This window comes from Lactobacillus sp. wkB8 (assembly GCF_000761135.1).
Classification (GTDB): domain Bacteria; phylum Bacillota; class Bacilli; order Lactobacillales; family Lactobacillaceae; genus Lactobacillus; species Lactobacillus helsingborgensis.
The window spans coordinates 1494686-1508442 of record NZ_CP009531.1 but is presented as its reverse complement, the minus strand read 5'-3'; the positions used below and the strand labels follow the sequence as shown (position 1 = coordinate 1508442).

Sequence of the window (13757 nt, the reverse complement as noted above, 5' to 3'; positions counted from 1 at the left end):
TTAAGAGAGAGGAATACAATTGTGGGATTAAACGACTTTAAAAATAAAAATCGCAATGAATTATCAATGATTGAAGTTGCTCGCGCAATTCTGGAAGACAACAATAAAAGAATGGCTTTCGCTGATATTGTTAATGCCGTGCAAAAATACTTAGGCGTGAGTGATGAAGAAATAAGGGAACGTTTGCCCCAATTTTATACTGATATGAACACTAATGGTGAGTTCATTTCTATGGGTGAAAATGTCTGGGCACTTCGTTCATGGTTTCCTTATGAATCAGTGGATGAAGAAGTTAACCACCCTGAAGATGAGGACGAGGAGGATACTCGTACCCACCATAAGAAAGTTAATGCCTTCTTAGCCAGTGCTACTGGTAGCGATGATATTATTGATTACGATAATGATGATCCAGAAGATGAAGATTTAGACGCCACCGCAGATAATGAAACTGATGACTTTGACGATGACGAAGATTATGTCAATACCGATGATGAAGATGATGAGGATTTACCAGACGGCATTGAAGGTCAGTTATCTGAATTAAATGATGATGATGATGAAGAAGAAGACGAATAATTTTCTTGACTTTGAGTCTTAAAATAGATAGTATTTTACTTGGGCACGTTATGTGCGTTTAAGCTCCCGTATGGGAGCTTTTTTTATTTTTGATTATTTTTATTTTTTGCAAAGGAGTTTGGCTAATGACAAAATATATCTTCGTTACTGGCGGTGTTGTTTCTTCACTGGGCAAAGGAATTACCGCTTCTAGCTTAGGTCGACTATTAAAAAACCGCGGATTAAAGGTTACGATGCAAAAGTTTGATCCCTACATTAACATTGACCCCGGAACAATGAATCCTTATCAACACGGTGAAGTATTCGTCACTGATGATGGTACTGAGGCGGACCTTGATCTGGGTCACTACGAAAGAATCGTTGATGTAAGGACAAGCAAATATTCAAACGTCACAACCGGTAAGATTTATAAAGAAGTATTGGAAAAAGAACGCCGGGGCGATTATCACGGTGCTACCGTTCAAGTAATTCCTCATATTACAGACATGATCAAGCAAAAAATTATGCGCGCCGGTTTAACTACTGATTCTGATGTTGTCATTTCAGAAATTGGTGGTACTGTTGGCGATATTGAATCTACTCCTTTCATGGAAGCTATCAGACAAATGCGGCGTGAAGTCGGTAAAGAAAACGTGATGTACATTCACTGTACTTTAGTACCTTATCTTCATGCAGCTCAAGAAATGAAAACTAAGCCAACTCAACATTCAGTAGCTGAATTACGGAGTATCGGAATCCAACCTAATATGCTCGTTTTACGTGCAGAAATGCCGATTGACCAAGAACATAAAGATAAGATTTCGAACTTTACTGATGTACCGGTTGACCGTATTATTGAATCCATTAACGCTCCATCACTTTTTGATTTGCCACTAGCTTTCCAAAAGCAGGGAATGGATCAAAAGGTTTGTGATTTCTTACATATCAAGAGTCCTAAAGATGAAGCAGATATGGGAGAATGGCAACGGCTTGCTGAGAGGGTTAAGAATCTTAAACACACCACTAAGATTACTTTAGTCGGCAAGTACGTTGAACTTGAAGATGCTTATATTTCTGTAACCGACGCGCTTAAACATGCCGGCTATGCTTATAACACCAATGTTGTAATTAACAAGGTGCAAGCAGAAGATATCACTGAAGATAATATTGCTGACTACATGCAAGGATCCGACGGTTTAATTGTTCCTGGCGGCTTCGGTTCACGTGGCTTTGAAGGGATGATTACCGCGATTAAATATGCCCGCGAAAATGATATTCCATTTTTGGGTGTGTGCTTGGGGATGCAAATGGCTACTATTGAATTTGCCCGTGATGTTTTGGGATATAAAGATGCGAATACAACTGAAGCTGATCCTAAAACTAAGCACAATGTAATTGATATTATGGCTGATAAGCGTGATGAAGAAAATATCGGCGGAACTTTACGTTTGGGTCTTTATCCTGCAACCTTGAAGAAGGGCACAAAGACAGCTGCTGCTTATGACAATCAGGATGTCATCCAAGAGCGTCACCGTCACCGTTACGAATTTAATAATGAATTTCGTGATGCGTTTGAAAAAGCAGGCATGACTTTTGCCGGCGTTTCACCAGATAATCATTTAGTTGAAATTATTGAATTGACTAAAAATAAATTCTTTATCGCTGCACAATATCACCCAGAATTTTTAAGTAGGCCGCAAAGACCAGAAGGTCTATACAAGGCATTTATTGGCGCTGCTAGCGGTCTTCCTGAAGAAAAGCTTTAATTGGCGTAATTAGATAATACAAAATCAAATTTTTGGACGGGGGAAGGCGAAGGTCTTCTCTTGTTTTTTCTGTTAAATTCCTTTAACATTATTATGACTAAACGAAATAGAAAAGGATTTTTTCGCCAATGAAGCAAATGATTATTCATGGTGGAAAGCCCCTGCAGGGTGATGTCTGGATCGGTGGTGCCAAAAACTCAACCGTTGCACTGATTCCAGCTTCAATTTTGTCGCGAACACCAGTAATTTTGGAGGGCGTTCCCAGAATTGCAGATGTTGACAACTTAATGGATCTGCTAAGTGAAATGGATGTCGTCAGTGACTTTAATAATACGACATTGCGTATCAATCCAGAACACATTAAGATGAGCCCATTGCCAAGTGGTAAAATCAAGAGTTTACGTGCTTCCTATTACTTTATGGGAGCTCTTCTTGGTCGTTTTGGTAAGGCTGTTGTGGGCTTCCCTGGTGGAGATGATATCGGTCCCCGCCCCATTGACCAACATATTAAGGGATTTGAAGCCTTAGGCGCATGTGTAAAAAATGAAGATGATCAAATAAAAATTACGGCTCCAGCAGATGGTTTGCATGGAGCCACAATACATTTAGAAATGCCTTCCGTGGGCGCAACGATGAATATAATAATGGCTTCCGTTACTGCTCAGGGCCAAACTATTATCAACAATGCTGCTAAAGAACCAGAAATAATTGATTTAGCAACTTTTTTGAACAATATGGGAGCTGTTATCAGGGGTGCTGGAACAGATTCCATTAGAATTGAGGGCGTCAAGCGGCTTGAAGCCAAGACACCTCATACAATTATCCCTGACCGGATTGAAGCCGGCACTTATATTTCGTTAGCTGGCTGTATTGGAAATGGTATTCGCATTCATAACATTATTGAGGAACACTTGGACTCATATTTAGCTAAAGTTGAAGAAATGGGTCTAGTGATAGATGCTACTGAAGATTCTTTATTTGTCTATCCTGCTGGTGACTTGAAGATGACGCAAATTAGAACGGGTTCTTATCCCGGATTTGCGACAGATTTACAGCAGCCGGTTACCCCTCTTTTACTATCTGCTAAAAGCGGAGAAGGCGTGATTATTGACCAGATATATCCCAAAAGGATTGGTCATATCAAGCAATTATGCAAAATGGGTGCAGACATCAAAGTTGAAGACAACATTATTTTAATTCATCCTACTGCTAAACTTCACGGTGCTATAGTTTCTGCAGGAGAAATTCGCGCAGGAGCTTGCCTAATGATTGCCGGATTAATGGCAGAGGGCAAAACGGTAATTAATAATGCTGGCAATATCTTACGGGGTTACGACCGAGTACAAGAAAAATTGCGTTTGCTGGGTGCTGATGTAAAAATTCAGGATGTGGCAGAGTAGATAGCTAGTTTAATATTTAGCAAGAGACTAATCGTTACGGTTAGTCTTTTTTATTGTTTTATGAACAAATATGTCATTATTGTTTCTTTTGTAATTAAATTGTAATATACTTTAGTCATTACTAATTAAATAGCGAGGTGCAATAATGAAATTTAAATTACACAGTCTTCCTAAGACTTTTATAGCAGCAGTATTCTTAAGTGTACCGGTAGGTTCAACCTTGGCAGCAAATAATGTTGTTGCAAAAACAGATATTGTTAAGGCTGCTCCTTACCATTATTCTAATAAGGAGTTAACTAACAAGTTTGCTCGTGAAGGTTATGTTTTTAAACTAATTGATGCAGAAGACGGGGCACTAATTAAAACTAATGGTAAATCCTATAGTCCAAAAGTACTGCAAAAGATTGTTAAAAATAATACTCTTTTTAAGGTCAAAAAAGTCAGACCAATTCACAATGGCATGCTTGTTGATTTAGTTTCAAAAGGTGGTAAGTATAAGGGCACTACCGTCTATTTAAACGGTATTTATAACAAACATGTACACGATAAGAAACTACAGCCTCTAATTAAGGCAGAACTAAGTGTGATGACTGCCAAAGCTAATAAAAAGCCAACTGCAAAATTGTTAGGTAAAGCTGCAGCTTTGGCAAATAAACTAACTGGCCGAGAAAAGAAAATTGCACTGACTTCAATTAAACAAGTGAAGGAATTTATTAAATATGGCACGTTGGGTGAAATCCCTGTGCTTCTCATTGGTCTTTATCCTGTTATCCAAAAATAGAAATAACTATTCTTAAATGAAAAAAGAACTTGAAGTGTGACAACTTCAGGTTTTTTTTGCATTAATATAGAATTTAATAATCGGTGTTTAAGTTGTAAAAAGTTAGGCAGGCATTTATTTAATAAAATTCTTTTTTGTCTAAAATTGAGAGTTATAATAAAAAAGTAACAGAAGTAAAGACGAAATAAGGAGTAATAAATGTTATTAGGATCAATCGAAGCTGGCGGTACCAAGTTTGTTTGTGCTATTGGTAATGAAAATTATCAAATAAAGGATCAAACCACTTTTCCCACGACAACGCCAGCAGAAACGTTGCAAAAAACTGTAGATTATTTTAGGCAATTTGCTGTCGATGCAATTGGTATTGCATCTTTTGGACCAATTGAAGTCAGAAAAACAGCACCTAATTATGGTTATATAACTGATACTCCGAAAAAAGGTTGGGCTAATACAGACTTTGTAGGGCGATTGACTAAGACAATTAAAGTTCCGGTTTTCTTTACTACCGATGTTAACGGCTCTGCTTATGGTGAATACGTCATGGCTCAACTTGCAAATGAAGACGTGGATTCTCTGGTTTATTACACCATTGGTACCGGTGTAGGTGGCGGAGCAATTATTAATGGTAAATTAGTGGGTTCTTTAGGTCATCCTGAAATGGGTCATGTCAAAGTTAAACGTCATCCGGATGATATGAATTTCGCTGGTGTTTGTCCTTTTCATCAGGATTGTTTGGAGGGCCTGGTTTCAGGTCCAACGTTTGAAGCACGCCTTAACAAGCCGGGCGAAGAAGTTCCGTTATCAAATCCAGTATGGGATATCATGAGTTATTATGTGGCGCAAGCTGCTTTGCAAGCCACGTTAATTTTGCGTCCAGACAAAATTGTTTTCGGTGGGGGAGTCACTAGTGAAAAGTTCCTAGAAAAAGTGCGACGTGATTTTAAGGCCTTGCTAAATGACTATGTCCATGTTCCTTCATTAGAACAATACATCACAATGCCTGAAATAATTAATAATGGTTCAGCAACAGTCGGTGATTTTGCTTTAGCAAAAAGATTGTTAAGAGAGTAAATATTTTTTCGTAAAGCGCTAAAAAACGGCACTTTAGCAGTTTAACGTGCATATTTTAGAATTGATTTTGCATAAACAGAAAGTAATAAGATAATTAATAATTGCATGAAGATAAAAATCTTCATGCTTTTTTTGTTAGTTCAGTTTTTGTACTGAACTTTGTTAACTTTTTTCTTGGAAGCGATTTATTCATAATAAAAAATAACAAGGAGGCATTGCAAATGCAGGTACAGTTTAACCAGAGTCAACTTAAAATTATAGATCTCCTTGTAAAAGTTAAATATTTCATGACGGTTGGTGACATGTCTGAAAAAGTTAAAGTATCAGAAAGGAGTGTTTATAAAAATCTAAGTTCACTTAATAAGAAATTAAAGACATTGGACATTGAAGGAACACGCAATGTTTATGGTCAAGGCTATTATTTGAGCGAAAAAAGCAAGCAACAGATACAGAAGTACTTAGCCAATGAAAGTTCAAGTAAATATAGTTCTTTAGAACGACAGTACATAGTTTTTATTAATTTACTGATTGACAGTAGATTTAGTGTTCAAAAAATTGCGCAGGGATGTGGTGTCAGTAAACAAACAATTTTAAAAGATATTCAAAGTCTTAAACAGAAAATGAAAAGTTTTGAAATAACGATAGTTTCGAACTATCGGGGACATTTTCTGCAGGGACAAGAAATAAAAATTAGGCAGTTCCTTTTTTCATGGCTTTATTCTGATCATGAATTAGCAGGTATTTATGAAACGCGGGAAATAAAAGAATTAAAGGTATTAATCAGTCAATGGTTGAGCTCATTTGAAAATTCTAACAACATCATTTATTCTGATGAATTCATTTATGTTTTCGCTAATTTTTACGCACTAATTTTAAAAAGAATTTTTAATAATAATGCTGTACTTAAAGGTAAGAAGTATCCGATTAGCGCGAAATTGCAGGAAACACCTGAATATAAATTTTCTTCCTCGTTTTTATCCATTCTCCTAGGAGATAGATACAGTGAGTTTGAGAATAATTATTTGACTTCTGTTCTTTTAGGAGGTCAAAAACGTAAACTTCCTAAAGACAGTATTAACACAGAAATAAGTAAGATTGTTTATGTCATTATTAATAGTTTCAAGAATTTAGCAGATTGTGCTTTTAAAGATGAAAGTAAACTGCATCAAGATTTGGTTGTCCATCTGGCAACTACTTTCTTCCGTGTTAAATACCGGCAGCAATATCAAAATAATGACTTTGATTCAATCAAAGAAAATTATCCAGATATATATATTTATACCAAAATGAGCATTCACCCTTTTGAACGATTTATTGGTGCCAGTTTAAATGACTACGAAGTTGGTTTAGTTTCGATTTATTTTGCATCAGAAATTTCACGTAAAAATGAAAATGATCCAAAAGTACTTTTAGTGAGTTCAGGTAGCAATGGCTCTGCCGGGTTTCTCATGACCCAGATGGTAGAACAATACCCTAATGTCAATTTTAGTTTGCCAATAGCTCCTTCCGAATTAACAAATAAACCAATTGAAGAAAGGGCGATTATTACTAATATTTCTTTGACTGACACAAAATTGCCGTGGTTAAAGGTCAATTCAGTCTTAACCAGTAAAGATTTTGAAAATATTGACAATTTTTTCCAGCTTAACGGTATTACTAATTCAGAAAACCTCCAGACTGAATTTAAAGCAATCATGGAAACTATTTATGACAATACGAACGTTATTCATGGCAAGGCTTTGGAAAAAGGAATTAAGCAGATATTGGTAGATAAAAAGAAACATGAGAAAAAGAAAAAAAGGACTGGACCATTGCTAAGTGAAGTATTAACAGAAGACAAAATTAAATTTAGTCATGACAAAACCCTAAATTGGGAACAGGCAATCGAATTATGTTCCCAACCATTATTAACAGCAGGTAACATTACAAAATCCTATGTGACTGCGATGATTAACAACGTTAAAGATAACGGACCATATATTAATATTGGTACTGAAATTGCCTTGGCGCACGCAAGACCAAGTCAAGGGGTTAACAAATTAGGAATGTCTTTGTTGTTATTGGATCATGACATTGATTTGGTAGATAAAGAACACAAAATTAAATTGATTATTGTGCTTGCAGCCCAAGACTCAACTTCACATTTAAGGGCTCTTTCTGAGTTGGCCAAAATTTTAGGTAACAAAGAAGATGTAAGCAAGATAATGAATGCTAAAAATGCAAGTGAAATAGAAGAATTGATTAAGAAAGGCGAAAAATGAAATTAGGAGCATGTTGTAGTACAGGAGTAGGCTCATCTTTCATGGTAGACATGAATATGCAAGATGTACTTAAAGAAATAGGAAGATCGGATGTAGAAACTACTCACATTGATCTTTCTGGACTTAATCCGAGCGTGGCTGATCATTTTTTTGTAGGACGCGATATGTATGACGCTGTAGCGAATGTTGTTGGTAAAGATAATGTGACAGAGTTAAACAGCATCATTGATAAAGAAGAATTAAAGGAAAAAATTCAAGCTTATTTGAATAGTACTGATCAAAAAAGTGAAGGTGATAACTAATGAATGAAATTTTAAACTTCTTCTTAAGTATTGCTAGAACTCCCTCAATTTTAGTTGGACTGGTAGCAGTTTTAGGTTTACTTCTGCAGAAAAAAGATTCAACAGAAGTAATTTCAGGTGGTTTGAAAACTTTTGTCGGCTTTTTAGTCTTAACTGGTGGTTCGGGAGTAATTACAGATGCCTTAACACCGTTTGGCAAAATGTTTATGCAGGCTTTCCACGTTCAAGGCGTTGTCCCTAACAATGAAGCTTTTACTGCCACCGCATTAACAAAATACGGCAGTGCTACTGCGATGATTTTGCTAATTGCGATGATAGTCAATGTCATTTTAGCCAGAGTATCGCACTTTAAATATATTTATCTTTCAGGGCATGTCATGATCAACATGTCATGTATGTTGGCGGTACTGCTTGCAGTAGCAGGCTTTACAGAAATACCTTCAATTATAGTTGGTGGTACTTTTTTAGGTCTGTTTGACACGATTATGCCGGCCTTAATTCAGCCCTTTGTTAAAAAGGTGACTAAGAGTGATGAAATTGCGATTGCGCATACGGGTGATTTTGGGTATTTAATTGCCGGTTTAGTCGCAAAGGTTGTAGGTGATCCATCCAAATCAACAGAAGACTTGCACGTTTCTAAGAAAGTATCATTTTTAAGAGATAACACGATTGCCGTTACAATCACGATGGCAGTGGCATATCTGATTATTGCGTTGTTTGCAGGTCCCGTTTATGTTGAAAAATTAAGCGGTGGAATCAACTACATAATTTATGCCTTAATTGAATCTGGTTCATTTTCTGCCGGTGTTTACATTATGTTAGCCGGAGTAAGAATGATCTTAAACGAATTAATTCCTGCCTTTAAGGGTATTTCAACTAAATTAGTTCCTAATGCTAAAGCCGGTTTGGATATCCCGATCCTGTTTACTTTCGCACCTAATGCCGTAATTATCGGTTTCTTTTCTAGTTTTGTAGGCGGCTTGGTTGCCACATTACTAATGGTTTTATGCCACATGACCATCGTTATTCCCGGCGTTGTGGCTCACTTCATGTGTGGTGGTGCTGCCGGCGTTATTGGTAATACAGTTGGTGGTCGTCGTGGTTGTATCATTGGTTCTTTTATTCACGGATTATTAATTTCTTTTGTACCAATTATTTTAATCCCAGTGTTAGGCCACTTGGGCTTAGGTACAGCTAGTTATGCAGACGCTGACTTTGGTATTGTCGGCTCCTATGTAGGCTATAGTGGTTTACTTGGTGGTCGTTCATTAATCATTGCTGCATTGGTAGCTGCTTTGGTAATTTTCTTTATCGTATCAATTATTTTAGATAAAAAGCAAAAGAACGCAGTTAAATCAGCCAAATAAAAATTTATAAAAATTAAGGAGTCAAAAATGAAATATACGGAAAAAGATAACTTAGCAGTTAATGCTATTAGGGCCCTAAGTATCGATGAAATTCACAAAGCCAACTCAGGACATAGTGGTATTACTTTAAGTGCTGCTCCGTTAATTTATACTATTTATCAAAATATGAAGTTTGACGTGACTGATCCACATTGGTTCAATCGTGACCGTTTTGTGCTATCAGGAGGTCACGGGTCAGCAATGTTATATGCTACTTTACATTTACTTGGTTTTGATATTTCAATCGCTGATTTGAAAAAATTTAGAACTTTAGGTAGTAAAACTCCTGGTCACCCAGAAATTACTACTCCGGGAATTGATGTTGCTACTGGGCCATTAGGACAAGGTTTCGGTATGGCAGTCGGTGTGGCTATGGCAGAAAAACACCTCAGTTCGCTATACAACAAGCCTAATTACCAAATAATTGATAATAAGGTGTATGTGATTGTTGGTGACGGGGACTTAATGGAAGGTATCAGCCATGAATCTGCCAGTTTAGCTGGACACCTGCAACTGAATAATTTAATTGTGTTATATGATTCAAACCGCAATACTATGGATGCCAGCATGGCGCAAGAATGCGATGATAATGTTGCACAAAGATTTGAAGCTTATGGCTGGAATTACCTTAAAGTTGCTGATGGCAATAATCTAAATGATATTGATGCGGCAATTAAAGTTGCTCAAGATGAAAAGAAAAGACCGACCTTAATTGAAGTAAACACTGTTTTAGGCTATGGGTCTCCACTTGCAGATAGCCATTTAGCTCACGGAGCGGTTTTGGATGCAGAACAAGTTGCTACCACTAAGAAGCACTTGGGCTATGAATATGGTCCATTTGAGGTTCCTCAAGAAGCTTATGCCGCTTTTGAGAGTGTTAAAGCAGAAGGACAAAAAGCTCACCAGCAATGGTCAGAACTTTTGCAAGACTACATTGAAGATAATCCTGAACTTGGCGGCCAACTAATTAAGAATATTAACAATAATGTCAAACTTGATTTTGACGAAAATAAATTAGAAATACCAGATGCTCTTTCAACAAGAGATTCTATTCATCAAGTTATACAGCAAACTGGCAAGTCAGAATTAAATCTTTGGGGTGGTTCTGCAGATTTAGGTAGTTCTGACAAAACCTACTTTGATGGTGATGAAGGTTTTCAGCCAAATTCATACGATAAAAATAACTTGTACTTTGGTATTCGCGAGTTTGCTGAAGGTGCGGCAATTAACGGCATTACTTTATACGGTGGTTCCAGAGTATTTGCTAACACATTCTTTATCTTTTCAGACTATATGAAAAATGCGATCAGAATGTCTGCCTTAATGCAAATACCGTCAATCTTCATTTTTGGTCACGATTCCATTTCTTTAGGACCCGATGGTCCTACCCATCAACCGATTGAACAATTAGCAGGAATAAGGGCAATCCCTAACTTAATAGTATTTCGTCCGGCTGATTACTTGGAAACAATTTATTCTTGGCAATACGCGATTAATCAAAAAGACCACCCAGTAGCATTTGTATTGGGTCGTCAGAATTTACCAACTCTCTTGAATTATCAAGACAGTGTTAAGGCCGGCGTTTCAAAAGGCGGTTATATCTTAGCAGAAGCAGAAAATGGTGAACCGGAAGGAATTTTACTGGCTACCGGTTCTGAAGTAAGCTTAGCTTTAGCAGCGCAAAAAGAATTGGCACAAAGTGGCAAAAATGTCCGTGTGGTATCAATGCCAAGTTTTGAACTATTCTTGAAACAGGATCCAGAATACCAAGAAAAAGTTCTACCTAAATCAATTAAGCACCGTGTATCAATTGAAATGGCATCTACTTATGACTGGGGACAATTTGTAGGTTTAGACGGAACAGCTATCGGCATTAATCACTTTGGTGAAAGTGGTGATGGTGATGAACTGATAAAGAAATCTGGTTTCACGGTTGATAATATTGTCAAAACATACCTAGATATTTGTAAGTAGCACAGTAAGCTGTAATGCTTTGTTTAAATATGATTTAAGTGAATAATAAAAAAGTGTTGGGCGAAATCCCAGCACTTTTTTGTCAGAATTGTCAAAAATAAAAAGCCGTTGACATCACTTAATGTCAGCGGCTTTTAAGTTATCTATTTACATGGCACTAAGAGTTTAATCTAATAAATCGAACTTAAGTGTTGCTAGGTTGTGGCCTTCATTGACCATATTACTCAACAGTTCAATAGTGTTCTTGTAAACTTGGTCAGCCATCTTTTGGTTAGCTGCAGTTAACAGGTCTTCAGCTTCTTTACCCGAAAGACCGGCTGCTTTTTTATCAGTTTCGTGTTGAATAAAGTGGCATTGCGCTAAAGATTTTTGCTCAAAGTCATTTTCGAGTTCACCATAAACTCTAAAGTTAGTATCACCAAGTTGCGCTGTTAATTTGTTTAACCAGAAAATCTTGTTCAAATCAAATTTAGGTCCAGTTTGGAAGCTTGCGGGTGTGTCATTAACGTTGGTGTAGAATGGGACAAAACTATTAAAGGTGTTTGGACCAAAGCAAAGCCATTGCACACCTGCAATTTCTTCAGGAACGTCATTTCTAACTTGCAGAATATGAGTTTCAAAGTTCCGGTTAAGAGCAATTGGACGGAATGTCTTCTTTTGTTCTGGTGTACCTTGATCGCCATAAGGATCAAATGGCGTATCTTGATAGTGGGAACTTTCGATAAAACAAATGTCTTCAATACTGATCTTGCGGTTAGCATGACAAATAAACGGTTGATCTTGGTCGCCCGGCTTGCCACCAAATTCTGGATTAAAGTAATTGTGAACAAACCAAGCGCGCGGATTATTGTAATGGGCATCTTTGATAGTTGAACTACCAAAGATGTGACGCATATTGTAACCTTCACGGTCAGGGTTGAGGTGATATTCAGCTATTAAATCTTCTAAGGTATCGTCAGCTAAGAAACCATCTTTACCAAAGTGGAATTCATCAATGTTTAAACGGTTAGGAGCAACAACGTAGGCGTCATCAGGAATACGGCGTGCAATCCAGTGGTGACCACCAATAGTTTCCAGGTACCAAACTTCATCGTGGTCGGCAAAAGCCATACCGTTCATTTCGTAAGTACCGTATTTTTCCAGTAAATAGCCAATGCGCTTAACGCCGTCAAGAGCACTATGGATATAAGGCAAAGTTAAAGTAACAAAGTCTTCTTCACCAAGTCCACCCTCAGTAACCAGTGGATCGATCCCTTGAATACGTGCGTTAGTGGTAATAGTTTCAGTAGCAGTCATTGCCACGTTTTCTGAGTTAATTCCGGCTGCAGCCCAGATGCCGCTTTCCCCAGAAACATCAGGTGCACTGGTATAACGTAAAGGCTTTTCTGCTAAATCTTCATCATCAATCTTTTGGTGACTAATGACACTTTCATAATGCTTGGGTTGTTTTTCAGGGGTAATAAGTTCAAACCCTTCAGGAATTATTTCACGACCGCCGTCTTCGCTTCTGGCAATCATTGCTGAGCCGTCAATTGATGCGGCTTTGCCGACAAGAATAGTCGTACATTCTGCTTTTTTCATTTAATCTGTCCTTTCAAAATTACTTAACCTATATTGTATTAAAAAAAGCAGGTTGTTTGCAAAAAAATGAGTAAACTTAAACCTAAATTATTTATTACTCTTGTAAATTATTGCTTCTAATTAAATTCTAATTTATGATTGACATAAAATGTAAAAGAAGTTTTACTAAAATTGTCCTAATTTTAGGGTTATAGTGCGTTTTTAATTACAGTTGTGTTTACTTTGACGGCTTTATTTGCGATTTCCCCAAATTTTCCTTTCTTTTTTAGATTGACCATTAACCTATTGGAATTGATGTGTTCAGTTTTAGAAAGAGTGCAAGTAGAAAGGCTAGGTTTAAACCACAAGCGCACATCAGATCGGAAAAGTGATAGGTATCCAGTCGGTATGTCGCTTAATGATGAACGTGAATGGAATTTAATGCTGCGAGCATACTATATTAGTGGTAGAGTAACTTTATTCTGCTTTCCTGCTTTGCTTTATATTTTGCTATTTATTGAAAAGTTGCCCTTACAATGCGTAGTTATTCATATTTCACTCTCCTTACTGAGTATTTTAGTTATTAGTGGAATAATTATTTTGAAGGAATGGGCTTTTGCGTATTCATACTGCTACCTTGATTGGCAAGAAAATCGCTAAACTACTTTTATACTATATTGT

General features: G+C 37.0%; 11 protein-coding genes. 10 read left to right on the top strand and 1 reads right to left on the bottom strand.

What is annotated here, in order from left to right:
• Positions 1-21: 21 nt before the first annotated feature.
• From rpoE to tkt, 9 genes are all read left to right on the top strand, one after another.
• On the top strand, positions 22-576 hold the full coding sequence (gene rpoE, locus LACWKB8_RS07135) for a DNA-directed RNA polymerase subunit delta (RefSeq protein WP_038523924.1): 555 nt from the start codon (positions 22-24) through the stop codon (positions 574-576).
• A 125-nt stretch (positions 577-701) separates the two neighbouring features.
• A complete protein-coding gene (locus LACWKB8_RS07130; protein ID WP_038523921.1) occupies positions 702-2321 on the top strand; it encodes a CTP synthase in 1620 nt (539 codons plus the stop codon).
• Between the two features lie 128 nt (positions 2322-2449).
• A complete protein-coding gene (locus LACWKB8_RS07125) occupies positions 2450-3721 on the top strand; it encodes a UDP-N-acetylglucosamine 1-carboxyvinyltransferase (RefSeq protein ID WP_038523918.1) in 1272 nt (423 codons plus the stop codon).
• A 145-nt stretch (positions 3722-3866) separates the two neighbouring features.
• The gene (locus LACWKB8_RS07120) at positions 3867-4502 is read left to right on the top strand and encodes a hypothetical protein (protein ID WP_038523915.1); all 636 of its coding nucleotides are present in this window, start codon (positions 3867-3869) and stop codon (positions 4500-4502) included.
• A gap of 198 nt (positions 4503-4700) precedes the next feature.
• Entirely contained in the window at positions 4701-5573 is an 873-nt protein-coding gene (scrK, locus tag LACWKB8_RS07115) for a fructokinase ScrK (RefSeq protein WP_038523912.1), read from the top strand.
• A 221-nt stretch (positions 5574-5794) separates the two neighbouring features.
• Positions 5795-7834 carry a BglG family transcription antiterminator gene (locus tag LACWKB8_RS07110; RefSeq protein ID WP_038523910.1) on the top strand — a complete coding sequence of 680 codons (2040 nt, stop codon included), beginning with the start codon at positions 5795-5797 and terminating at the stop codon, positions 7832-7834.
• Complete coding sequence (locus tag LACWKB8_RS07105) at positions 7831-8136, top strand: PTS sugar transporter subunit IIB (RefSeq protein ID WP_038523907.1); 306 nt, start codon at positions 7831-7833, stop codon at positions 8134-8136. The genes LACWKB8_RS07110 and LACWKB8_RS07105 overlap by 4 nt, the downstream gene beginning before the upstream one ends.
• On the top strand, positions 8136-9503 hold the full coding sequence (locus tag LACWKB8_RS07100) for a PTS ascorbate transporter subunit IIC (protein ID WP_038523904.1): 1368 nt from the start codon (positions 8136-8138) through the stop codon (positions 9501-9503). The genes LACWKB8_RS07105 and LACWKB8_RS07100 overlap by 1 nt, the downstream gene beginning before the upstream one ends.
• Positions 9504-9530: 27 nt before the next feature.
• Positions 9531-11516 (top strand): transketolase, encoded by a 1986-nt coding sequence (tkt, locus tag LACWKB8_RS07095; RefSeq protein WP_038523902.1) that lies wholly within the window; start codon positions 9531-9533, stop codon positions 11514-11516.
• 165 nt (positions 11517-11681) lie between these two features.
• On the opposite strand, the gene LACWKB8_RS07090 is transcribed toward tkt, so the two are convergent.
• Positions 11682-13097: a C69 family dipeptidase gene (locus LACWKB8_RS07090; protein ID WP_038523900.1), complete on the bottom strand. Its 1416-nt coding sequence runs from the start codon at positions 13095-13097 to the stop codon at positions 11682-11684.
• 294 nt (positions 13098-13391) lie between these two features.
• Between LACWKB8_RS07090 and LACWKB8_RS07085 the strand changes: the two genes are divergently transcribed.
• The gene (locus tag LACWKB8_RS07085) at positions 13392-13736 is read left to right on the top strand and encodes a hypothetical protein (RefSeq protein WP_038523898.1); all 345 of its coding nucleotides are present in this window, start codon (positions 13392-13394) and stop codon (positions 13734-13736) included.
• The last annotated feature ends 21 nt before the right edge of the window (positions 13737-13757 follow it).

Coding starts and splice junctions, on each gene's coding strand:
- LACWKB8_RS07105 (WP_038523907.1), top strand. CDS start 7,831: ATGAAATTAGGAGCATGTTGTAGTACAGGAGTAGGCTCATCTTTCATG.
- LACWKB8_RS07090 (WP_038523900.1), bottom strand. CDS start 13,097: ATGAAAAAAGCAGAATGTACGACTATTCTTGTCGGCAAAGCCGCATCA.
- tkt (WP_038523902.1), top strand. CDS start 9,531: ATGAAATATACGGAAAAAGATAACTTAGCAGTTAATGCTATTAGGGCC.
- LACWKB8_RS07085 (WP_038523898.1), top strand. CDS start 13,392: ATGTGTTCAGTTTTAGAAAGAGTGCAAGTAGAAAGGCTAGGTTTAAAC.
- LACWKB8_RS07130 (WP_038523921.1), top strand. CDS start 702: ATGACAAAATATATCTTCGTTACTGGCGGTGTTGTTTCTTCACTGGGC.
- scrK (WP_038523912.1), top strand. CDS start 4,701: ATGTTATTAGGATCAATCGAAGCTGGCGGTACCAAGTTTGTTTGTGCT.
- LACWKB8_RS07100 (WP_038523904.1), top strand. CDS start 8,136: ATGAATGAAATTTTAAACTTCTTCTTAAGTATTGCTAGAACTCCCTCA.
- LACWKB8_RS07110 (WP_038523910.1), top strand. CDS start 5,795: ATGCAGGTACAGTTTAACCAGAGTCAACTTAAAATTATAGATCTCCTT.
- LACWKB8_RS07125 (WP_038523918.1), top strand. CDS start 2,450: ATGAAGCAAATGATTATTCATGGTGGAAAGCCCCTGCAGGGTGATGTC.
- LACWKB8_RS07120 (WP_038523915.1), top strand. CDS start 3,867: ATGAAATTTAAATTACACAGTCTTCCTAAGACTTTTATAGCAGCAGTA.